Origin of the sequence: Microbacterium sp. SORGH_AS_0454 (assembly GCF_031453395.1) — a bacterium.
Taxonomy (GTDB): Bacteria; Actinomycetota; Actinomycetes; order Actinomycetales; family Microbacteriaceae; genus Microbacterium.
In genome coordinates, this window is record NZ_JAVIYS010000001.1 from 955,538 (window position 1) to 978,019 (window position 22,482).

The 22,482-nt window shown below is 72.1% G+C and carries 16 protein-coding genes; 4 read left to right on the forward strand and 12 right to left on the reverse strand.

Features of this window, described 5'->3' with window-relative positions; genetic code table 11:
* Window positions 1–108 precede the first annotated feature (108 nt).
* Window positions 109–1,104 (forward strand): LacI family DNA-binding transcriptional regulator, encoded by a 996-nt coding sequence (locus QE454_RS04385; RefSeq protein WP_307457723.1) that lies wholly within the window; start codon window positions 109–111, stop codon window positions 1,102–1,104.
* Between the two features lie 15 nt (window positions 1,105–1,119).
* Here QE454_RS04385 and QE454_RS04390 read toward each other — a convergent pair whose 3' ends face one another.
* A complete protein-coding gene (locus QE454_RS04390) occupies window positions 1,120–2,589 on the reverse strand; it encodes an MDR family MFS transporter (RefSeq protein WP_267788361.1) in 1,470 nt (489 codons plus the stop codon).
* Between the two features lie 72 nt (window positions 2,590–2,661).
* Here QE454_RS04390 and QE454_RS04395 point away from each other — a divergent pair, with 72 nt between their 5' ends.
* Window positions 2,662–3,297, forward strand: coding sequence for a TetR/AcrR family transcriptional regulator (locus QE454_RS04395; RefSeq protein WP_307457716.1), 636 nt, complete (start codon window positions 2,662–2,664; stop codon window positions 3,295–3,297).
* Between the two features lie 134 nt (window positions 3,298–3,431).
* Here the strand turns inward: QE454_RS04395 and QE454_RS04400 are convergent, their stop codons facing one another.
* The 7 genes from QE454_RS04400 to QE454_RS04430 all read right to left on the reverse strand — a co-directional run bounded on the left by QE454_RS04400 (window position 3,432) and on the right by QE454_RS04430 (window position 11,438).
* Entirely contained in the window at window positions 3,432–4,277 is an 846-nt protein-coding gene (locus tag QE454_RS04400; protein WP_210076091.1) for a transglutaminase family protein, read from the reverse strand.
* A gap of 46 nt (window positions 4,278–4,323) precedes the next feature.
* Window positions 4,324–5,256 carry an alpha-E domain-containing protein gene (locus QE454_RS04405; RefSeq protein WP_115917012.1) on the reverse strand — a complete coding sequence of 311 codons (933 nt, stop codon included), beginning with the start codon at window positions 5,254–5,256 and terminating at the stop codon, window positions 4,324–4,326.
* Window positions 5,250–6,977, reverse strand: coding sequence for a circularly permuted type 2 ATP-grasp protein (locus tag QE454_RS04410; RefSeq protein WP_307457713.1), 1,728 nt, complete (start codon window positions 6,975–6,977; stop codon window positions 5,250–5,252). The genes QE454_RS04405 and QE454_RS04410 overlap by 7 nt, the downstream gene beginning before the upstream one ends.
* 69 nt (window positions 6,978–7,046) lie before the next feature.
* Complete coding sequence (locus QE454_RS04415) at window positions 7,047–8,228, reverse strand: zinc-dependent alcohol dehydrogenase (protein ID WP_307457710.1); 1,182 nt, start codon at window positions 8,226–8,228, stop codon at window positions 7,047–7,049.
* A gap of 86 nt (window positions 8,229–8,314) precedes the next feature.
* Window positions 8,315–9,025, reverse strand: coding sequence for a glycosyltransferase family 2 protein (locus QE454_RS04420; protein ID WP_307457707.1), 711 nt, complete (start codon window positions 9,023–9,025; stop codon window positions 8,315–8,317).
* Window positions 9,026–9,030: 5 nt separating this feature from the next.
* A complete protein-coding gene (locus QE454_RS04425; RefSeq protein ID WP_307457703.1) occupies window positions 9,031–10,398 on the reverse strand; it encodes a PIG-L family deacetylase in 1,368 nt (455 codons plus the stop codon).
* Window positions 10,392–11,438 (reverse strand): acyl-CoA dehydrogenase, encoded by a 1,047-nt coding sequence (locus tag QE454_RS04430; protein WP_307457700.1) that lies wholly within the window; start codon window positions 11,436–11,438, stop codon window positions 10,392–10,394. Before QE454_RS04430 ends, QE454_RS04425 begins: the two co-directional genes overlap by 7 nt.
* 145 nt (window positions 11,439–11,583) lie before the next feature.
* On the opposite strand from QE454_RS04430, the gene QE454_RS04435 reads away from it, so the two are divergent.
* A complete protein-coding gene (locus tag QE454_RS04435; protein ID WP_307457697.1) occupies window positions 11,584–13,122 on the forward strand; it encodes a molybdopterin-dependent oxidoreductase in 1,539 nt (512 codons plus the stop codon).
* Between the two features lie 134 nt (window positions 13,123–13,256).
* Here QE454_RS04435 and rocD read toward each other — a convergent pair whose 3' ends face one another.
* From rocD to QE454_RS04455, 4 genes are all read right to left on the reverse strand, one after another.
* Complete coding sequence (gene rocD, locus QE454_RS04440; RefSeq protein WP_307457694.1) at window positions 13,257–14,474, reverse strand: ornithine--oxo-acid transaminase; 1,218 nt, start codon at window positions 14,472–14,474, stop codon at window positions 13,257–13,259.
* Window positions 14,471–15,355 carry a dimethylargininase gene (ddaH, locus tag QE454_RS04445; protein WP_307457692.1) on the reverse strand — a complete coding sequence of 295 codons (885 nt, stop codon included), beginning with the start codon at window positions 15,353–15,355 and terminating at the stop codon, window positions 14,471–14,473. Before ddaH ends, rocD begins: the two co-directional genes overlap by 4 nt.
* A 263-nt stretch (window positions 15,356–15,618) precedes the next feature.
* Window positions 15,619–17,133 (reverse strand): alpha-N-arabinofuranosidase, encoded by a 1,515-nt coding sequence (locus QE454_RS04450; protein ID WP_307457689.1) that lies wholly within the window; start codon window positions 17,131–17,133, stop codon window positions 15,619–15,621.
* A gap of 156 nt (window positions 17,134–17,289) precedes the next feature.
* Window positions 17,290–20,988, reverse strand: a complete 3,699-nt coding sequence (locus QE454_RS04455; RefSeq protein WP_307457685.1) for an aldehyde dehydrogenase family protein — start codon at window positions 20,986–20,988, stop codon at window positions 17,290–17,292.
* A 232-nt stretch (window positions 20,989–21,220) separates the two neighbouring features.
* Here QE454_RS04455 and QE454_RS04460 point away from each other — a divergent pair, with 232 nt between their 5' ends.
* The gene (locus tag QE454_RS04460; RefSeq protein WP_267788380.1) at window positions 21,221–22,345 is read left to right on the forward strand and encodes a S1 family peptidase; all 1,125 of its coding nucleotides are present in this window, start codon (window positions 21,221–21,223) and stop codon (window positions 22,343–22,345) included.
* Window positions 22,346–22,482 lie beyond the last annotated feature (137 nt).

Consider the following 22,482-nt stretch of genomic DNA (forward strand, 5'->3'; position numbering starts at 1 on the left):
GAGGGGGCTGACGGTGCCCGACGATTCGATGTTGAATCGTTCCAATCGGTGAATCGTTTCAGAGAGTAACCTGGACGCCACACGTTCGTCAACAACCGGGAAGAAACGATGACGCCGAGCATCAAAGACGTCGCCGCCGCCGCCGGCGTCTCGGTGGGCACGGTCTCGAACGTGCTCAACCGCCCCGAGAAGGTGTCCGCCGCGACCGTCGAGCGCGTCCACGAGGCCATCGACGACCTCGGATTCGTGCGCAACGACGCTGCCCGCCAGCTTCGGGCCGGAAACAGCCGCTCGATCGGTCTGATCGTCCTCGACAGCGCGAACCCCTTCTTCGCCGAAGTCGCCCGCGGCGCCGAAGACCGCGCCGCGGAGCACGGCATGACGGTGCTGCTCGGCAACGGCGGCCATGACGGTGCCCGCGAGAGCGCCTACCTCGATCTCTTCCGTGAGCAGCGCGTACGCGGCGTGCTGCTCACGCCCAGCGATCTCGCCTCGCCCACCCTGGCCGCCGCCGGCATCCCCCTCGTGCTCGTCGACGGCGAGCTGCCCGACGCACGCATCGCCGCCGTCTCCGTCGACGACGTCGAGGGCGGCTATCTCGCCGTACGCCACCTGTTGTCACGCGGTCGACGCCGCATCGCCTTTGTGGGCGGGCCGGCCTCCGTCCGCCAGGTCGCCGACCGCCTCGCCGGCGCGCGCCGCGCGCTCGACGAGGTACCGGACGCCACCCTCGAGGTGCTGGCGACGCCGGCACTGACGGTCCTGGCCGGTCGCGCGGTGGGCGAGCGGATCGCCGCCCGCCCGGCGGAGGACCGACCGGATGCCGCCTTCTGCGCCAACGACCTGCTCGCCGTCGGAGTGCTGCAGGGCGCCACGATCCTCGGGTCGGTCCGCGTGCCGGACGATCTCGCCCTCATCGGCTACGACGACATCGACTTCGCCCAGGCGACGGTCGTCCCGCTGTCCTCCATCCGGCAGCCCGCTCACGCGATCGGGGTGACGGCGGTCGACCTGCTCCTCGAGAGCATCGGCGACCCGACCGCCGCGCCACGGACCGTGCGCTACCGCCCCGAGCTCATCGCCCGCGCCTCGACGGGCTCCTGACGCACCGCCCGCCCGTCAGTGCGCGGGCGTCGCCTCGGCGCCCTCGACCTGCTTCGGCGTCCGCACGAACACCGCGAGCACGATCACCGCCAGCGACAGGCACGCCGCGACGAAGAAGGCGGTGTGGATGCCGGAGGCCGTGGCATCCACGACACCAGTGCCCTGCGCCGCCGACGCCGCCGCGCCCACCGTCATGAGGGTCACGAACACCGCCGTACCGGCCGCCCCCGCGAGCTGCTGGACGGTCGACACGATCGCCGAGCCGTGCGGGTAGAGGTGGCGAGGGAGCGAACCGAGGGCCGAGGTCATGAGCGGGGTGAACATGAACGCCAGCCCCAGGCTCAGCACGCAGTGCACGGCGATGACGAACCCGATCGACGTGTCCACCGACAGGGTCGCGAAGCCCCACAGGGCCACGCTCGCGACGATCGCCCCCGGAAGAACGAGCGGCCGGGCACCGAAGCGGTCGAAGAGGTTGCCGACGAGCGGCGCCATGAGCCCCATCAGCAGACCACCCGGCAGCAGCATGAGACCGGCCGACAAGGTGCCGAGACCCAGCACGTTCTGGACGTACAGCGGCAGCAGGATCAGCACCCCGAAGAGCACCGTCATCGCGACCACCACGAGAACGACCGCGATGGTGAATGTCGAGTGGCGGAACACCGCGAGGTTCAGCAGCACGCGGTCGGTCGCACCCAGACGCAGCTGGCGCACGACGAAGCCGGCCAGCGCCACCGCGCCGACCACGAGCGGGACCCAGATCGGCACGAGCGCGTGTCCGCCGGCCGCCTCGCCGATGCTCGAGAGGCCGAAGATGATGCCGCCGAAGGCGAGGGCCGAGAGCACCACCGAGAGCACGTCGAGGCTCACGCGACGCGTCTCGGTGAGGTTCTTGACCCAGCGGGCGCCGAGCGCGATCGCCACGAGGGCGATCGGCACCATCACGATGAACATCGCGCGCCAGGGGAAGACCGAAAGGATCAGCCCCGAGACCGTCGGGCCGACGGCGGGTGCGACCGAGATCACGATCGAGATGAGGCCCATCATGCGTCCGCGGCGGTTCGCGGGCACCACGTTGAGCACCGTCGTGAACAGCAGCGGGATCATGATCGCCGTACCGGACGCCTGCACGATGCGTCCGATCAGCAGCACGCCGAAGCCGGGGGCCGAGGCTGCGATGACGGTTCCGAGAGTGAACAGACCCATCGCGGTGAAGAACAGGGTGCGCAGGGGGAAGCGCTGGATGAGGAAGCCCGTGGCCGGGATGACCACGGCCATCGTGAGCAGGAACGCCGTGGTGAGCCACTGGGCGGTGGCCGCGGTGATGTCGAGCTCGCGCATGAGTTCGGGAAGCGCGACGCCCATGATCGTCTCGTTGAGGATCACGACGAAGGCGGCGACCACCAGCAGGGCGATGACCGCACCCGGGCGGGCGGCGGTCCTTCCGGGTGGCGCGGCGGTGGGGACGGTTCCGGTGGCGACCATGAGAGACCAATCTGAGCAGTTCGAGACAAGTTGGCAGTTACTGCCAATAAGACATGGACTACTGTAGCCGATATGGAGACCGCAGCGGCACCCGCCGGCGAGGGATTACGAGAGCGTCGTCGACGCGAGACCACCCTCGAGATCTGCCAAGCGGCCCTGGACCTCTTCGAGCAGAAGGGGGTCGCCCGCACCACGGTCGACGAGATCGCCGCTCGAGCGGGAGTGTCGGCGCGCACGTTCTTCCGCCTGGCGGGCACGAAAGAAGACGCCGTCTTCATCGACGACGAGCGTTTCGTCTCCGCCCTCGCCGAGGTCGGAGACGACGGCGACGACATCGGCACCCTCACCCGCGCTCTCCGAGACGTCTTCGCCCTCGAACTGGCGCGCCTGCACGCGGACGCGCGAGCGCGAGAGAGGTTTCTCCGCGTGCGCCGGCTGATCGGTCACGAGCCCTCGCTGCTGGGCGCCGCCATCCGCCGCGAGACGACCTCGTCCGACCGCTTCATCCCCGAGATCGCCGCACGCGTGGGCCTGAGCGAGCTCCCCGTGCGGGCCGCCGTCGGTCTCGCGGCGCTCGAGATGCGAACCGCGCTCGACGAGTGGGCCCGCCGCGCCGACCGCGGCGAGACGGCGGACCTGCTCGCCGTGCACCGCGACGTCCAGCGGTTGCTCGGCGCCGCGGCATCCGCGGTCGGCCCGCAGGATTGACCCGCGGCATCCCGTTCCGCCGTGCCGCGCCGTCCCGCGGACGTCGTGGTCGACACGCCCGTTCGGGATGCCGGCTCCCGGCGTGTCGAGCACGGACTCCGCACGATGGCCCGCGTCCAAACGTGCCGGGGACCTCAGGTCTCGCGTGTGATCGTGACCTTGACCTTGAGGTTGCTCTTGCCGGGGCCGGCGTACACGCCGCGGAGCGGGGGCACGTCGTTGTAGTCGCGGCCGCGACCCACCAGCACGTGCCGGTCGCCGATCTCGATGTTGTTCGTCGGGTCGAAGCCCTGCCAGTCGCCGGCGAACCATTCGACCCACGCGTGCGACTCCCCCGTCACCGCTTCGCCCACCTCGGCGGAGGGCTTCGGGTGCAGGTAGCCCGACACGTAGCGGGCCGGGATGCCGACCTCGCGCAGGGCCCCGATCGCGATGTGGGCGATGTCCTGACAGACGCCTTTTCGCGCCTCCCACGCGTCGACCGCCGTCGAATGCACGCCCGTGACGCCCTGCATGTAGTCGATGGCGTTGCCGATCGCCTCGGCGATCGCGTGCGCCGCGGGGCCGGGCCGGTCGTGCTGCGCGGCGATCGAGCGGGCGAGCTCCGCCACCTCGGGGTGCGGGGTCGTGCGACGGGTCTGCGTCAACTGCTCGACGGTCGTGATCGAGCGGGCGGCCTCGGAGGCCAGCTGCTCCCACGTGATGTCGGCGTGTTCGATGGGACGCGGACGCACCTCGACGAGGGAGCGCGCGGTGATCGTGAGCGCCCCGTGCGGAGACAGCACGTCGAACGCCGCCACCCGCGTGCCGAAGTAGTCGACGTACTGGTTGACCGAGGTCGACGGCTCGATGTCGAGCGACGAGCTCAGCACGAACTGGCTGTCGGTCGAGTGCGGCAGCATGCGCGCCTCGTTGTACGAGGCGACGACGTCGCCCGGGTAGACGAACCCGGTCTGGTGTTCGATGCGCAGACGTTTCATCGACGGCTCCCCGAGGTCGTCATCCGGGCAGTGACCACGGCATCCGTCATGAGATCTCTCCGATCCAGCTCGGCTCGGCCTGCGTCGGGAAGAACCGCGAGCGGATCGCCTCCGACGCCTCCCGGGTCACCGTCTGCACGCGCTGCATGTGCTCGGGCAGCTCCGCCAGGATGTCGCTGACGGGGCGGTACTCGAGGTCGTTGCGGATCTGGCCGAGAGCCCGGAGCACCGTGTTGGAGTGACCGACGCGGTCGGCGCGCGGGTCGATGGCGCTCATGCAGTCCTCGGCACGCTGGATCGAGTAGATGATCGAGCGCGGGAAGAGCCGGTCGAGCAGGAGGAACTCCGCCGCGTTGCGGGCGCTCGGCATGCCGCGATACGTGCGCAGGTACGCCTCGTACGCGCCGCACGAGCGGAGGATCGTCGTCCACGACGGGCCCGAGACCTCGGTGAGCGAGCGCGTTGCCAGCAGGCGCGCGGTCATGTCGGTGCGCTCGATGCTGCGCCCGAGGGTGAAGAACTGCCAGGCCTCGTCGCGGTTCGTCGAGGAGTCGACGATGCCGATCGCGAGGGCCGCGCGCTCGCGCACCCACTGGAAGAACTCGTGCACCTTGTCGGTCTGCAGGCGCCGGGGCATCCGGGCGTTCGTGGTGTTGAGGATCTCCCACAGCTCGGTCGAGACGATCTCGCGCGCGCGCCGGGCGTTCTCGCGCGCCGCGGTGAGCGAATAGGCGATGCTCGACGGGTTCATGCGGTCGACCGCGAGACGGGCGAGGACGTCGTCGCGACGTACGGAGTCGACGTTCTCGGGCCAGGCGGAACCCATGACGCTCAACAGCGAACGGCACGCGGTGTCCTCATCGATCCACGGGTCCTCGAGCAGCAGCTGCAGGTGCACGTCGAGGATGCGGGCGGTTCCGTCGCTGCGCTCGATGTAGCGCCCGATCCAGAACAGCGATTCGGCGATGCGACTCAGCATCCGGGCACCTCCTGCGACTGCTGCTGCTGCTCGGCCTGCGGACCGTGCTGCACGGCGGCATCCTGCTGCTGCTGCTCCTGCTGCTCCTTGCCGGAGGTCGAGCCGGGCCGCGGGTCGCGCGGCGACGTCGAGGGGGCGGGCTGACCGTCGTAGACGATCGGGATCGCCTCGGTCACCGCGGCCTGGTCGGCGACGAGTCCCGAGACGCCGTTGCCCTGCCCGTACTCCACGTGGGAGGGGGCCGAGCCGCCGACGACCCAGGTGTCCTTCGAGCCGCCGCCCTGGCTGGAGTTCACCACCAACTGCCCCTCGGGGAGGGCGACGCGGGTGAGACCCCCGGGCAGCACCCAGATGTCGTCGCCGTCGTTGACCGCGAAGGGGCGCAGGTCGGCGTGGCGAGGGCGCATGCCGTCTTCGACCAGGGTCGGGATGGTCGAGAGCATGACGACGGGTTGGGCGATCCACCCGCGCGGGTCTGCCAGAAGCCGCTTGCGCAGGGCGTCGAGCTCGGCGGGCGAGGCGTCGGGCCCCACGACCAGGCCCTTTCCGCCCGAACCGTCGACGGGCTTCACGACCAGCTCGGGAAGACGGTCGAGCACCTCTTCGAGAGCGCCCGGGTCTTCCAGCCGCCAGGTGTCGACGTTCTTGAGGATCGGCTCCTCGGCGAGGTAGTACCGGATGAGGTCGGGAACATACGTGTAGAGCAGCTTGTCGTCGGCGACGCCGTTGCCCACCGCGTTGGCGATCGTGACGTTTCCCAGACGCGCGGCGAGCATGAGCCCGGGGGCGCCGAGCATCGAGTCGGCGCGGAACTGCAGCGGGTCGAGGAAGTCGTCGTCGACGCGGCGGTAGATGACGTCGACGCGCTGGGGCCCGCGGGTCGTGCGCATGAACACCTTGCCGCCGATGCACAGCAGGTCGCGCCCCTCGACGAGCTCGACGCCCATGAGGCGCGCGAGCAGCGTGTGCTCGAAGTACGCCGAGTTGTAGACACCCGGGGTGAGCACGACGATGTTCGGGTCGTCGATCCCGGGCGGGGCCGAGGCGCGGAGGGCGGCGAGCAGCTTGTTCGGGTAGTCGCCGACGGGGCGGACCCGCATCGAGACGAACAGCTCGGGCAGCGTCTGCGCCATGACGCGGCGGTTCGAGATGACGTACGAGACGCCGGAGGGCACGCGCACATTGTCTTCGAGCACGCGCATCTCGCCGTGCTCGTCGCGGATCAGGTCGATGCCCGACACCTGGATGCGCACGCCGTTGGCGCTGCGGATACCCGCGGCCTGACGATAGAAGTACTGCGACGACGAGATGAGACCCGCGGGCAGGATGCCGTCGCGTACGCAGTGCTGATTGCCGTAGGCGTCGTCGAGGAACGCCTCGAGAGCCTTGACGCGCTGCTTCACGCCGGCCTCGATGCGCGACCACTCGTCGTACGCGATGACCCGGGGCACGGCATCCAGCGGGAAAGGGCGTTCCTCGCCCGCGAAGTCGAACGTCACGCCCTGCGCGAGGTACGAGCTGGCGAGCGACTCGGTGCGCCCGCGCAGCTCTTCCTGCGTCATCTGCGCGAGCGTCTGGTACAGCTCCCGGTACACCTCGCGCGAGGGGGCGGCATCTCCGGGACTCGCCGGAACGCCGAACATCTCGTCGAACGCCGGGATGCCGGAAGCGGTCTTGCGCGGCGCCAGCGTGGAGCCGTAACCGTCGAACAGGTCACCCATGCGTCGACTCTACTCAGCGCCGTGTTGCGCACACGTTTCCCACCCGCGCGCGCGGCGCCGCCGAAAGGCTCAGATGCCGGGGCGCAGGACCACCTTGATGCAGCCGTCCTCCTTCTTCTGGAACGTCTCGTACAGGCCCGGGGCATCTTCGAGCGGGGCGTGGTGCGTCACCAGGTCCATCACGCCGAGCGGGTCGGCGGGGTCTTCGACCAGCGGCAGCAGGTCGTCGATCCAGCGCTTGACGTTGCACTGCCCCATCCGCATGGCGATCTGCTTGTCGAACATCGTCTTCATCGGCAGCACGTCCGCCTCACCGGCGTACACGCCGCTCAACGAAACGGTGCCGCCGCGGCGCACGAGGTCGATCGAGGCGTAGACCGCGGCGAGGCGGTCGAGCCCGGCCTTGTCCATGACCTTCTGCGCGAGGGCATCGGGGAGCAGCCCCACGGCGTTCTGCGCCAGCCTGATGCCGCCGTTTCCGTGGGCCTCCATGCCCACGGCATCCACCACGGCATCCGCCCCGCGACCCTCGGTGAGATCGATCAGTTCGTCGACCACCGTGTCGGTCAGGTCGTAGGTCAGGATGCCGTGGCGCTCGGCCATCGCGCGGCGCTCGGGTTCGGGCTCGATCGCGAGCACGCGGTAGCCCAGGTGCACGCCGATACGGGCGGCGAACTGCCCCACCGGGCCGAGGCCCATGACCGCGAGCGTGCCGCCCTCGGGGACGTTCGCGTACTGCACTCCCTGCCAGGCGGTCGGCACGATGTCGCTGAGGAAGAGGTAGCGGTCGTCGGGCAGGTCGTCGCCGACGCGGATGTGGTTGTAGTCGGCCAGCGGCACGCGGAGGTACTCCGCCTGACCGCCGGGCACCTGGCCGTAGAGCTTCGTGTAGCCGAAGAGCGCCGCGCCGCTGCCGTACTCGCGCACCTGCGTCGTCTCGCACTGCGACTGCAGGCCGCGGCGGCACATGAAGCAGTGGCCGCACGAGATGTTGAAGGGAACGACGACGCGGTCGCCGACGGCCAGGTTCGTCACGGCCGAGCCCACCTCGACGACGACGCCCATCGGCTCGTGGCCGAGCACGTCGCCTCTGTCGATGAACGGGCCGAAGAGTTCGTAGAGGTGCAGGTCGGAGCCGCAGATCGCGGTCGAGGTGATCTTCACGATCGCATCGGTCGGCTCGAGGATCTCGGGGTCGGGGACCTCCTCGACGCTCACGTTGCGCTTGCCCTGCCAGGTCAGTGCCTTCATGGTGGTGCCTCTCGTTCCGGGGGACGATCAGTCTGCGGCGCGCGTGCGCGACGGCCGAGGTGGTTGACGAGCCCCCGCCCGATGCGTCAGGCGCCGGGGGCCGCCAGGGGTGGCGCATCGACCCAGGCGTGCACTCGCGCGAGGAACGCCGCGTAGCCGGCGGGCGTGCGCCCCGTGAATCGGCCGGAGGTCTCGACCTCGTGCGCATCGCTCGCCCGCTCCCGCGCGCCGAGGGCCCGAGCCGCGCCGACGAGGGCCACGTCCTCGTGCTCGATGAGATCCGGGATGCCGCCCGCCCGGGCGTACGTGCTCGCCCGCACGCCGAGGTTGGCCCCGTGGACGTTCCCGGGCGGTGCGCCCCGATGGTGCGTGGCACGCCAGTACGCGGCGTGGCGGGCGCTGAGGTCGGCGAAGTCGGGGCGGACGGTTCCGAGCACGAGGTCGACCCCGGCCTCGGCGAGGTCGAGCTGGTGCGAGATCCAGTTCGGGGGCACGACGGTGTCGGCATCGGTCATGGCGATCCACGTGTCGGCCGGACTCGCGGAGAGCGCCCCGAGCGCATGAGCGACACCGACCCGCCGCGCGGTGCCCACGCGGCGAGCGCCGATCTCGACCGCCTCGACCGGCCAGCGCCGCACCTGCGCGGCGGTGGTGTCGGTGCACGCATCGAGCACGACGACGACCGCGACATCCAGGTCGGGCGTGCGCTCCTTCGCGTGAGAGACGGCCCGGTCGACCGCTGCCAGGCAGCGCCCGATCAGGGCCTCCTCGTCGTGCGCCGGGATCACCACGGCCACCGCCCTCACGGGACGAGTCCGGACTCGGCCGCCACCGATCGCACGCCCGGGTGCGCGTACACCTCGAGCACGAAGTCCTCCTCGTCGTGCCGCGCGAGGCGCACGAGGTCGCCCCGGGCGGCGAGCGCGTCGTGCACCTGGTCGCCGCTGAGCGGATACTCGGCGACCGGATGCCGCCAGTGGCAGGCGACCAGGTGGCCGTCGACGCTCAGCGAGGCGGCGGCCGCCGTGAGCCCCCGATCGAGGTCGACTCCCGCCCAGTAGTACGCCACCTCCGACAGCACGACCAGGTCGAACTCGCCCTCCGGCCACGCGCCGGGAAGCGTCGCGAGGCGCAGCTCGACGTTGTCGTGCCCCGCCAGACGCGTCCGTGCGCGTTCCAGGGCCGCGGGGGCGAGATCGACGGCGAGCACCCGATCGCTCCGGTCGGTCAGCTGGGCGGTCAGCGCTCCGGTCGAGCACCCCGCCTCGAGGGTCGAACGGTAGCGGCGCCGCGGGAGGGCGGAGAGGAGCACGGCGCGTTTGCGCTCCTCGTACCACCGCGAGTCGAAGCCCCAGGGGTCGTCGTGGCGGGCGTACATGTCGTCGAAGTACTCCCGGCCGACACTGGCCGCCGGGGCGGCGGGGCGCTCCGGAACGATGAAGAACTCGGCGTCGCGCTCGGCGTGCGCGCGCATTCCGGCGTGGATCATCGCCTCGTCCCCCGGTGCTCGCGACAGCGGCTCGAGCTGACTGCGGTGCGCGTCGAGGGCGCGGGTCTTGGCCTCGCGCGCGCGGAGCTCGAGCACGAGACGTTCGACGCGGTCCCACGGCACGTCGTCAGGGCCGCCCCAGTGCCAGAGCCAGATCGGGAAGGCCCGCGAGCGCACCCCGCGGGCGGCGCAGACCTGCTCGACGATCTCGCCGACGACCCGGTGGTCGCGGTGCCCGTCTCCCCGCCACGGCGACAGCACCAGCACGCGCCGACCGGCCGCGGCGTCGAGCGTTTCGCGCAGCGCCGCGGAGACGGCATCCCGATACTCCTCCGTCCCGCCGTCCGGCAGGCCGAGGAAGATCGGTTCACCGACCAGCCCCACGATGCGCGCCGCCTCGTAGAGCTCGCGGCGGCGCATCAGCGCGAGGGTCGCGGGCCCGTGGGTGGGCGAATCGGGGTGAGAGCCCTCGCCGTCGGTCACGACGAGAAGATCGACCGGGATGCCGCGGGCCGCCGCGGTCGCGAGCAGACCCGCGGCTCCGAGGCTCTCGTCGTCGGGGTGCGCGGCCACCACGATCAGATGGTCGACGTCGAGATCGAGCGGGGGCAGGTCTCGGCGAAGAGCCTCGGCCCAGACGCTCTCGTCGGTGCCGGGATCGCGATGGTCGAAGCTCACCATGCGACCGCTCCCGTCGCGACCTCGGCGCCTATTCGCGCGACGTCGCGCTCCCCGTGGTGCTGACGCAGGTAGACCTGCAGGTCGTCGACGCGCCGCGCGTGCGCCTCGTCGGCGACGAGCGGCAACGGTCCCAGCGCGTGCGCGGCCTGGACGAGGGTCGTCTCCACGGCGTCGGCGACCACGGTGCGCGCGCGGGCGGCACGCAGACCGGCGGATGCCGCACCCCCGGCCTCGAAGGCCGCCGCCGTCTCGCGCAAGACGGTGCGGGCGGCCCAGAGCGCCGTATCGGCACGGCCGAGATGCACGCGGGAGAGCTGGTCGGCGCGGTCGACGGCTGCGGCCGCGCGCAGCGCGTCACGCAGCGGCAGGGCCCCGCCCCACCAGCACGCCGCGACCCCCACCCCGCCGTGCGCGAAGCCGGGCCGACGCAGGTACCAGCCGGGCTCGCCCACGGGGACGGCGACCGCTTCGTCGAGGTCGATCGGCGCGCTGACGACCCGGTCGAGTCCGCGGGCGTGCCAGGGGCCGGTCCGCGCGGTGACGCCCGGGTCGCGCAGGTCGAGGGCGAAGAGCTGTCGCCGTTCGTCGTCGACCCACGCGGTCACGAGCGCGCGATCGAGGTGGGCGGCGAGCGAGCACCACGGCTTGGTCCCGTGCAGTGTCCAGGTACCGGCGGAGCGCCGCGCCTCCACGCGCATGCCGGACCCCTCCGCCGCGAAGACCCCCCACGACCCGCCGGGCTCGAGGTCGACGTCGATCCCCTCGCGGGCGGCCTCGTCGAGGATCGCGAGGGCGTCGAGGTGGGGCTCGAGCACGCGCGCGGCGGCCACGTCGCGCGCCGAGACCGAGGCCAGCAGCTCCCAGGTCGCGCCGAGAGAGCGCGGCGGGATGACGGTCGTCGCCCAGGCCAGGGTCGCGGCGATGTCGCGGCCGGGCACGTCGACGGCATCCATGCCCGCCAGCGCCTCACGGACATCGTCGAGGTCGGGGGCGTCGTCGGACAGGAGAAGAGGGGATGCCGAATGGTCGCGGTGCTTCACCGCGTCAGTGTGGGCATCGCGGAGACTTTCGGATAGAAGCTTGACAGCGCCCTCCGTCTGCGACCCCGTGCGGCGACGGGTGCCGGTTGCCTGTGAATATCGCACGCGCGGCGCCCGGGTGCCCGGGGCTCCCTAGGCTCCCCTCGTGACCCCCGCATCTTCCCGCCGCCGCGATCTCGCGGCGATCGTCGCCTCGATCGCCGCCACCGTGTTCGGCGCCGGCCTCGGCGAGCTCGCCGCGGCGATCGTCTCGCCCACCGCGAGCCCGTTCGCCGTCATCGGCGGGGGCATGATCGACCTCGCCCCGGCCTGGGCGAAAGACCTGGCCATCGACCTGTTCGGTACGGGCGACAAGGCGGCCCTGCTCCTGGGGATCGCGGTGCTGCTGCTGATCGTCGCCGGCGTCGCCGGAGTTCTCGAACGGCGCAAGGCCCCGTGGGGGCGGGTCGTCCTCGTGGCGCTCGGCGTGATCGGCGCGATCGTCTCGATGACGCGGGCGGATGCCGGGACACTGTCGCCCCTCCCGTCGCTGGTCGCGGGAGCCGCCGCCGCCCTGGTGGCCGGGCTGCTGGTCGCCCGGCTCCGGCGACGGTCAACGAAGGCCCCGACCGACGACGGCGTCTCGCGGCGCAGCGTCCTCGCGCTCTCGGGGGTGGCCGTCATGGCGGGAGCCCTCGCCGCCGTCGGATCCGTCGCGGTGAGCGGGGGCGCGCGCGCCGTCAGCGCGGTGCGCTCCGCTCTGCGCCTGCCCTCGCCCGCGACGACCACGCCCGTCCCGGCCGGAGCCGACCTCGGCATCGACGGGCTCGGGCCGATCATCACTCCCGCGTCGGACTTCTACCGCATCGACACCGCCCTCGTCGTTCCGCAGGTGGACCCCGCGACCTGGACCCTGCGCGTGCACGGCATGGTCGAGCAAGAGGTCGTGCTGCGGTGGGACGACCTCGTCGCCCTCCCCCAGAAAGAGACCGTCGCGACCCTCGCGTGCGTGTCGAACGAGGTGGGCGGGTCTCTCATCGGCAACGCCCGCTGGCTCGGCGTCCCCCTTCGCGACATCCTCGAGCGGGCGAAGCCGACGGCCGAGGCCGACATGGTGCTCTCGCACTCGGTCGACGGGTTCACGGCATCCACTCCGCTCGAAGCCCTCACCGACGACCGCGACGCCCTGCTGGCCATCGGCATGAACGGCGAACCCCTGCCGATCGAGCACGGCTTCCCCGTGCGGATGGTCGTGCCGGGTCTTTACGGCTACGTGTCGGCGACGAAGTGGGTCAGCGAGCTCGAGGTCACCCGCTACGACCGCGCCGAGGGGTACTGGACCTCGCGCGGCTGGTCGGAACGCGGACCCGTCAAGCTGCAGTCGCGCATCGACGTGCCACGGTCGGGCGCTCGGTTGGGTGCGGGCGACACCGTCATCGCGGGCGTCGCCTGGCAGACGCACGTGGGCGTCTCGGGCGTCGAGGTGCAGATCGACGACGGCCCGTGGCAGGCGGCGACCCTGGCGACCGCGATCTCGGCCGACACCTGGGTGCAGTGGAGCCTGCCGTGGAACGCCACGAGCGGATCGCACACGATCCGGTGCCGGGCGATCTCGACCAACGGTCAGACGCAGACGAGCGACGTGGCCGCCCCCGCCCCCGACGGCGCGACAGGCTGGGACGAGCGCACGGTCTCGGTGGCCTGAGACGCGAAGAGGCGCGACGCCCGTCCGCGGCGCGACGGCCCGTGTCCCACTTCGTGCAGAAGATCCGCACGGGATCCGCACGAAGTGGGACACGCACGCCTCGGCGCGGGCGCGGGCGCGGGGCCGTTCGGCGCTCAGACCGACAGCACGTGCCGAACCTGCTCGACGGCCCAGTCCAGCTCGGTCGCGCGGATGGTCAGCGGCGGCGCGATGCGGATCGTCTGACCGTGCGTGTCCTTGACGAGCACGCCACGCGTCAGCAGCTTCTCGGCCACCTCGCGCCCGGTGCCGTACGCGGGGTCGATGTCGACGCCGGCCCACAGGCCCGCGATGCGAACGGTCGTGACGCCGTTTCCGACCAGCGACTGCAGCGACGCCTCGAGGTGCGCCCCCAGTGCCTTCGCCCGGGTCTGGAATTCTCCGGATGCCAGCATCTCGACGACCCGCAGGCCCACGGCCGCGGCCAGCGGGTTGCCGCCGAAGGTCGAGCCGTGCTCACCGGCGCGGATGACGCCGAGCACGTCCTCGTTCGCGACGACGGCCGACAGGGGCAGGATGCCGCCGCCGAGCGCCTTGCCGAGCAGATAGACGTCGGGCACGACGCCCTCGCGATCGCACGCGAACGTCTCGCCCACTCGTCCCAGACCCGACTGGATCTCATCGGCGATGAAGAGCACGTTGTTCTCGGTGCAGATCTCGCGGACCCGCTGCAGGAACCCCTCGGGCGGGAGCACCACACCGGCCTCGCCCTGGATGGGCTCGAGCAGGACGGCCGCGGTGTTCTCGTCGATCGCGGCGGCGATGGCATCCGCGTCTCCATAGGGCACGTGCACGAAGCCCGGCGCATAGGGACCGAAGTCGTCGTGCGCCGTGGGGTCGTCGCTGAAGCCGACGATCGTGGTGGTGCGGCCGTGGAAGTTGCCGTTCGCGACGATGATGGTCGCGGCGTCTGCAGCGATGCCCTTGGTGCGGTAGCCCCAGGCGCGCGCGAGCTTGATCCCGGTCTCGACGGCCTCGGCGCCGGTGTTCATCGGCAGCACGAGATCCTTGCCGCAGAGCTGCGCGAGCGCGGCGGCGAAGGGACCGAGACGGTCGTTGTGGTACGCGCGACTGGTGAGAGTCAGGCGCTCGAGCTGCTCTCGGGCGGCGGCGAGGATCGCCGGGTGTCCGTGGCCGAAGTTGAGCGCCGAGTATGCCGACAGCAGATCGAGGTACCGCTTGCCCTCGATGTCGGTGACCCAGACGCCCTCGGCGCGCGAGACCACGACGGGCAGCGGGTGGTAGTTGTGGGCGAGGTGCGCGCCCTCTTCGGCGATCAGACGAGCGCCGAGGTTGTCGACGGTGGTGCTCATCGCGAACCGCCGCGCAGCTCCAGCGTGCAGCACTTGATGCCGCCGCCGCCGAGCAGCAGCTCGGAGAGATCGACCTTCACGGGGGTGTACCCGCGCTCGCGCAGCTGCGCCTCGAAGCCCACGGCGCGGGGGGAGATGATGACGTTCTTGCCGTCGCTGGCGGAGTTCAGCCCGAACACCGCACCGTCGCTGTCGGACACGCGGATGGCATCCGGGTAGCGCTCGCGCAGGATCGCCTGGCTCCGATCGTCGAACGCGTTGGGGAGGTAGGCGATGTTCGCCTTCTCGACGCCGCCGGGGCCCTCCACGGGATCGAGCACGGCGATCGCGGTGTCGAGGTGGTAGAACCGCGGGTCGGTCAGCGTCAGCGACACGACCTCGCGCGAGAAGACCTCGCCCACCTCGCGGTGACTGTCGCCGGTGGAACGGAACCCCGTGCCGGCGAGGATCGTGTCGCCCACGAGCAGGAAGTCGCCCTCGCCCTCGTTGACCTCGACCGGCTCGGCGACCTCGAAGCCGTTCGCGGCGAACCAGTCGATGAACGCGGGGGCCTCGGCCGCGCGCTCACGGAAGCGGAACTTGGGACCGTACGCGACCCCGTCGATCACGAAGCCGCCGTTGGCCGTGTAGACCATGTCGGGCAGTCCCTCGAGCGGGTCGATCAGCTCGATCTCGTGCCCGAGCTGCGTGTAGGTGTCGTAGAGCGACTGCCACTGGCGCATGGCGAGGTTCGTGTCGGTGGGGCGCGAGGGCTCCATCCACGGGTTGATGCTGTAGCTCACCGTGAAGTGCTCGGGGCGGCACATGAGGTACCGACGGTGCTGCTGCACGCGCTCGCCGGGCGTGACCTCGGCGGGGGTGGCGACGGGGGTAGCGGACATCTCTGCTCCTCGGAGGAAAGGTGCGGCGGACGCTGTCCTGGGGCTCGGTGGCCCTTCGAACCCACGCGGCACCCATCAACTGCATGTGGCGCCGTGCGGGGAAAGGTCGGTCCGAGCACGCCGGTGTCATTCTCGCACGCGCGTGCGCGGGGAGGCGAGCGGCGCGGCGCGGCGGTCCGCCCTGCCGCCGGTGGTCCCATGAGAAAGCCCGGGCGTCGCGCCTTGCGCACGCGAAGAGGGTCGTCCCGCGAGACCCGCGTCCCTCAGCCCGTGCGCCGCAGCGACAGCGCGATCCACGCGACGGGCGGGAGGGACACCGACAGGATGCCGTTCACCAGTCGCGTCTCGACCGCCCGCGGCCGCACCCGCTCGGGCTCGTCGAGGGTGTTCGCGGCACCGGGATCGTCGTCGTGGAGGAGGTGGGTCTCGACGACCTCCACCTCGCCGAGGGCGCTGACGTCGATATCGACGGCGACGGGGTGTTCGAGCCCCCTGTGGACGACGAAGACCGAGGCGGTTCCGGCCTCGTCGTCGACGGTGGCCACGGCATCCACCGCGGGCACCGTCCCGTAGCGGGCGGTGTCGAGCGTCGGGGCCTCGAGGGGCAGTCGCACCGCTCGCCCTCGAGCCAGGCGCGAGCAGATCGCGAAGGGGAAGAAGGTCGTCTGGCGCCAGGCGGGGCCGCCGGGCTCGGTCATGATCGGCGCGATGACGTTCACGAGTTGAGCGAGAGACGCCGACGCCACCCTGTCGGCATGCTTCAGAAGCGAGATGAGCAGACTGCCGAAGACCACGGCATCCAGGACGGAGTACACGTCTTCGAGCAGGCGCGGGGCGACCGGCCAGTCGTCGATGGCGGTGGGTTTGACGGCATCCACGCGGTCGATGTACCAGACGTTCCACTCGTCGAACGAGATGCCGATGCGCTTCGTGCTGCCGCGCGCCGCGCCGACGTGGTCGGCGGTGGCGACGACCGCCTCGATGAAGCGATCCATGTCGACGGCGGAGGCGAGGAAGGATGCCGCGTCGCCGTCGTGCTCCTGGTAGTAGGCGTGGCACGAGATCATGTCGACGTCGTCGTAGGTGTGCTCGAGCACCACCCGCTCCCACTCGCCGAAGGTGGGCATCTGCGCACCCGACGAGCCGCACACGACGAGCTCGATCGAGGGGTCGAGCTGGCGCATGCCCTTCGCCGTGCGGGAGGCGAGCTTTCCGTAGTCGTCGGCGGAGCGGTGGCCGAGCTGCCACGGGCCGTCCATCTCGTTGCCGAGGCACCACACGCGCACGTCGAACGGTTCGGCGCGGCCGTTGTCGATGCGCTGCTGCGACAGCGCCGACCCACCCGGGACGTTGGCGTACTCGAGCAGGTCGATCGCCTCGAGCGTGCCGCGCGTGCCGAGATTGACCGCGAGCATGAGGTCGCTGCCGACGGCCTCGAGCCAGTCCGAGAACTCGTGCAGGCCGACCTCGTTCGTCTCGGTCGAGTGCCACGCGAGGTCGAGGCGACGAGGCCGCTCGGCGCGGGGCCCGACACTGTCCTCCCACCGGAAGCCCGAGACGAAGTTGCCACCGGGGTAGCGGATCGTCGAGACCCCGAGTTCTCGGACGAGCGCGATCACGTCGCGGCGGAACCCGCGCTCGTCGGCTTCGGGGTGGTCGGGCTCGTAGAGGCCGTCGTAGACGTGGCGGCCGAGGTGCTCGACGAACCCCCCGAACAGGCGCCGGCGCACGGGGCCGATCGCGAAACGGGGGTCGACGGTCAGTCGGGCAGCGGTCATCGGTGCTCCTCGCGGTTTCGACGACGGTACCCCGGCGCGGGCGCCGCGCTAAACGTTTTCGAAACCTCGCGGAGACGCCGTACCGCCGAGGGCGCGGTCGTTCGGCGAGGCCGCCGTGGGCGCAGAGCGCGGGTCGGGCGCGGAGCGCCGGGCCGGTCAGATGACCGATGCGCTCCATGCGTCGACGGCGCCGAAGCGGAACGCGCCGATCGACACCGCCTGCTCGCGCAGGAACGGCAGCAGCTCGAGGCGGCCGGCCGTCGTGACCTCGTCCGCGTACACGGTGAGCGAGACATCGCCCGCGACCGTCTCGGCAACGGCCGCGCGCAGCGTCGCCACCGTCTCGGCGGGGCCCACGAGGCGCAGGCGCCCGGGGCGCGGGGCGACGACGAGGGTTTCGGCATCGCCGTCGGCGGCATCCGGGATGCCACCCGCCAGACGCTGCAACCACTCGGCGTCGCTCTCGACCGAGACCGCGACCCCGCTGTCGCCCAGCAGGTGTCGGACGGCGGCGGGAAGACCCACCGGGGTACTGAGGCTGAAGGCCGAGCCCGAGCGCACCGCGGCCACCAGAACGCGCAGCACCGCCTCCCACGCGGCGTCGGCGGTGGCGCGCACGGCGACATCGACCGGACGGTAACGCCGGAGGTTGCGTTCGACGACCAGGCGCGACACGTCGCGGACGCGGCCGAACTCGCGATCCCACGCGACGGCGTCGGCGAGAGCGCCCCGACGGAGCCAGTCGAACGCCTCGTACGACAGGGTCGGTTGGGCCGCTTCGATCAGGGCCGTGATGCGCGAGTCGAGTCCGCGCAGGTGCAGGGTCGACGACGACGCCCCTCCCGACGACGGCCGCCACGATCCGAGGGTGACGAGACGGTTCGGTCCTCCCGACATCGCCCCGTCGCCCACGGACGCCTCGCCCCACCCGCCGAGCGGCTCGCGCTGGATGACGGCCCCCGTCGAGGGACGGTTGACCCGCAGCACGGCGGCCTCGACGGTGTCGAGCCAGAGCTCGAGGTCGGCCTCGTCGCGGGTGTGGAGACCGGCGACGAAGCCCGAGCCGATCGCGTTCTGCAGCTCGATCGCGCGTGTCACGGTGGGGGCGTGCAGGATGCCGAGCACCGGCGCCGCGACCGCGGCCCGGGTGAGGTGAGACCCTGCGGTGACGCCCGTACGCACGCCCGGTGACCAGAAGCGGCCGGCCGTGTCGGGTCCGAGGTCGAGCTCTCGCGGTTCCACGAGCCAGCGTTCGCCGTCGCCGAGGACGGTCAGGGCGCGTCGCACCTCGCCCGCGGGTTCTTCGACGAGCGGACCGATGTCGGAGAGCGGGTCGTCGGCGGGACCCACGCGCAACGACGAGACCGCGTCCTTGAGCTGCTCGGTGAACCACGGCGAGCGGCCGACCGCCCCGACGAGGATGACGAGCGACACGGCCGTGGCGGCCTGGCCCGCTCGGGCGAAGGCGCCGGCGACGATGTCGGCGACGGCGGCGTCCACGTCGGCGGAGGGGGCGACGATCGCGACGTTGCGCCCGGCGGTGAGCGCCTGCACGGGCAGGGCCGGTCGCCAGGCGGCGAAGCGCTCGGCCGTCGTCCGGGCTCCCGCCAGCAGCACGCGGTCGACGCCGGGGTGGGCGATGAGCGCGCGGCCCGAGGCGTCCTCGTTGAGATCGACATAGGCGAGCACGTCGCGCGGCACCCCCGCCGCCCAGAGAGCCTCGGCCACGACGGCTCCGCAGCGCCGTGCGCGCGGCGAGGGCGTGAGCAGCACCCCGGATCCGGCGGCCAGCGCGGCGACGGCCTCGGCGGCGCAGAGCCCGACCGGGGCGTTCCAACGCGGGGCGACGACGCTCAGCCGATCGGGTACGAACACGGCCCCGGGCACGCGATCGAGCTCCTTCGCGGTGGCGGCGTAGTACGCGGCGGCGTCGACGGCCTGGCTCACCTCGGCGTCGGCCTCGGCGAGCAGAGCCCCGCCCTCGGAGGCGAGAACCTCGATCAGCTCGCCCCGGCGCTGCTCGAGGCTGCGTGCGACCGACTGCAGCACAGCGGCCCGGTCGGCGGCGGCGAGCGCACCCCAGGGCTCTGCGGCGGTGCGCACGCGGTCGATCACCGCGTCGAGCCCCGCTTCGTCGTCGATGCGTCCCGCGGCGGCCGTGGCGTCTCCGGCGGTCGAACCGGCGACGCGGCCGAGGGCGGCCATCGACCAGGCGCGGTCGGCGGCCAGAGTCGGGTCGGTGTCGGGCACGTTGCGGAACCCGGGTGCGCCGCCCGCGAGTTCCGCGCTCTCGCGAGCCGAGAACACGGCGGTGTCGACGAAGGCCTGTCCGCCGAACAGCATCTGCTGCACGTCGGGGCCCAGAGCGGAGGTGTCGGCGGATGCCGCGGCCTCGCGCGCGATGCCCAGCACCGCCTGCGTGAGTCCGGGCTCGGCGGCGTCGTCGGCCGGGCGCTCGCGCAGGATCGCCGGATCGGCCTCGGTGTCGCGCTGCGGAGCGCGCACGGCGGGCGAGGGAAGGTCGGCTGCGGCCAGGGCGCGTCGAGCGCGGGCCGCGATCGATGCGGTCTCGGGGGCGTCCTCGGGCGTGCTCTCGCCGGGCTCATCCTCCGACGCGGGCACCGCCAGCGGCAGGTCGGGGGAACCGGCCACCTCGATCGCGTAACGGGCGGCGAGGCGCGCGACGACGGCATCGACATCGTCGGGGTACGCGGTCGGCGCCGTCCACAGGCGCCCCTCCCCCGGTGTCCACGGCGCGGTGTGCGGCACGGCGAGCGCGAGTTCGGCCCCGGCCTCGGTCGCGAGAGACAGGGCGAGGGCGGCACGTTCGGGGTCGGCGGTCGCAAGTTCCACCGCGAAACCCTCGATCCCCCTCGTGCTCAGGGCCTCGCGCAGGCCGCGCACGAGGGCGGCATCCACGTCGTCTCGAGCCGTGACCGCCGGGGCGAGCCACCCGTGGCGCGCCGCCGACACGGCATCCGGGGTCTCGATGGGGGCATCGCTCAGGCGCAGCGTCAGGCGGGCGCCACCCGCGGAGGTGCGCACGCGCGCCCACGCCGACAGCTCCCGGACGGCCTCGGGGACCTCGGCGACCGCCGCGGGCAGCTGGACACCGGCCCGGAGCGAGGTGAGGCGCGGCTCCTCGAGCACGCGGGTGAGCACCGCGACGGTGAGATCGAGGTCGTCGCGTCCTTCGACGACGAGGGTGACGTGGGTGCGCGCGGCGAGCGCATCGAGGAAGACCGGCAGCAGCCGCTCGGCCGCGTGCTCGACCTCGGCATCGAAGGCCCACGGCGACGGCTTGACCACGACATCGGAGATCGCGAGACAGACCCGCGGGACGTCCTCGCGGGAGAGGAGCGAACGGATGCCGTCGACCCGGCGTCGCGCACCCGCGTCGCCCACGACGGCGGGACCGACGAGGCGCACCTCGACCGGTGAGCCGAGCGCATCGAGCGCGGGGCTGAGCCGCTCGGGGCGCGCGTCGAGCACGAGGGCGGCGAGGAGGTCGCGCAGCGCGCGGCGAGCGAGGGGTACGGCGGGACTCGGCAGGACGGGCGCGACGGCTCCGCCGAGCTGCAGGGCACCGCGGACGAACCACGGGAGGGACGCGGGGAGGTCGCCGGCGAGCCGGTGCAGCGCGGAGGCGGCCGAGGTCAGCGACTCCGGACGGGAGACGCCGTCGACCGCTGCGGCCAGGAACGCCGCGGCGGCGGGATCGGCGGGCAGTTCGCCACGACGCGGCGCGGCGGTGGGGGCCGTTCGTCGAGAGAACGTCGAGGCGACGCGAGCGGCGCGGGCCGGAAGGCCCGGAGAGAGCGCGGGAACGGGGGCGCCGGGGTCGTTCGTGCTCATGCCCGTCAGCCTAATTAGCGCGTGCGCGGCACCTCGGCGGCCCGCCGCGCAACCCGCGGATCGGCGGCCGGGTCGCAGCTCACGGGGACCGAATCGCGTGTCCCCCGAATGGGCGACATATTTGCACTCTGATCAGAAATTCACAGGAATTCCTTCGCTTTTCGTCCGGGTCGTGTTTTCATGGCGGTGGGTACCCCGCCATTTATCCCCCCTGGATGGAAGGTCACTCCACGTGAACCGCATATCGAAGACCGTCGTGGGCGCCACCGCTCTCGGCCTGTTCCTGACCACCGCCGCCACCGCTCCCGCGCTGGCGCAGACCCCCACGTCATCGCCCGGCGCGGCCGTCGACGGAGTCGACGCCCAGCTGCTCGAAGCGATGGCGGCCGACCTCGGCACCGACGTGGCCGGAGCGCAGGACGTCCTGCGTTTCCAGGCCGACGCGGCCGGGACCGCCGACGAGGTCGCCGCCGTCTCGGGCGACGCCTTCGCCGGCACCTGGCTCGACGAGTCGACGCGCACCGTGTACGCCGCGGCGACCACGGATGCCGCTCGCGAAGCGGCCGCAGAAGCGGGCGCCGTCCCCGTCGCCGCGGAGCACTCCCTCGACGACCTCGAGGCGCTCGCCGCGAAGCTTGCGGCGAGCCCCGTTCCCGATGCGATCCCCTCGTGGTGGATCGACGTCGAGCAGAACGACCTCGTCGTCGACGTGGTGGCCGGCGGCGACCAGGCCGCGGCCGACTTCGTCGCGACCCTCGACGCCCCCGCGGGCGCCGTGCGCCTGGAGACCGGAGCCGAGGCCCCGGAGACCTTCGCGACGATCCAGGGCGGCATCGCCTACAACATCAACAACCAGAGCCGCTGCTCGGTGGGCTTCGCGGTGCAGGGCGGTTTCGTCACCGCCGGCCACTGCGGCGACGCGGGCGACAGCACCACCTACGGCACGTTCCAGGGCTCCTCGTTCCCCGGCAACGACTACGCCTGGGTCAGCACGCCCAACCACACCCCCGTCGGCTCGGTGTCGAACTACTCCGGCGGCTCCGTCGCCGTGAAGGGCTCGACCGCCGCCGCCGTCGGCGCGACCGTGTGCCGCTCGGGCTCGACCACCGGCTGGCACTGCGGCCAGATCCAGGCCTACAACTCCACGGTGCGCTACGCCGAAGGATCGGTCTCGGGCCTCATCCGCACCAACGTCTGCGCCGAGCCCGGCGACTCCGGCGGCTCGCTGCTCGCCGGCAACCAGGCCCAGGGCGTCACCTCGGGCGGCTCGGGCAACTGCTCGAGCGGCGGAACGACGTACTTCCAGCCCGTGAACGAGATCCTGCAGACCTACGGCCTGCGCCTGCTCACCAGCTGATCCCCTCCCGGTACCCCGGTGCCCCGGTCGCCTCACGGCGGCCGGGGCACCGTTTTTTCGATCTTCTGTCCGGGATGCCGCGGTCACCTCACCGCGGCCGGGGAACCGTTTTTCCCGTCTCCTGTCCGGGATGCCGC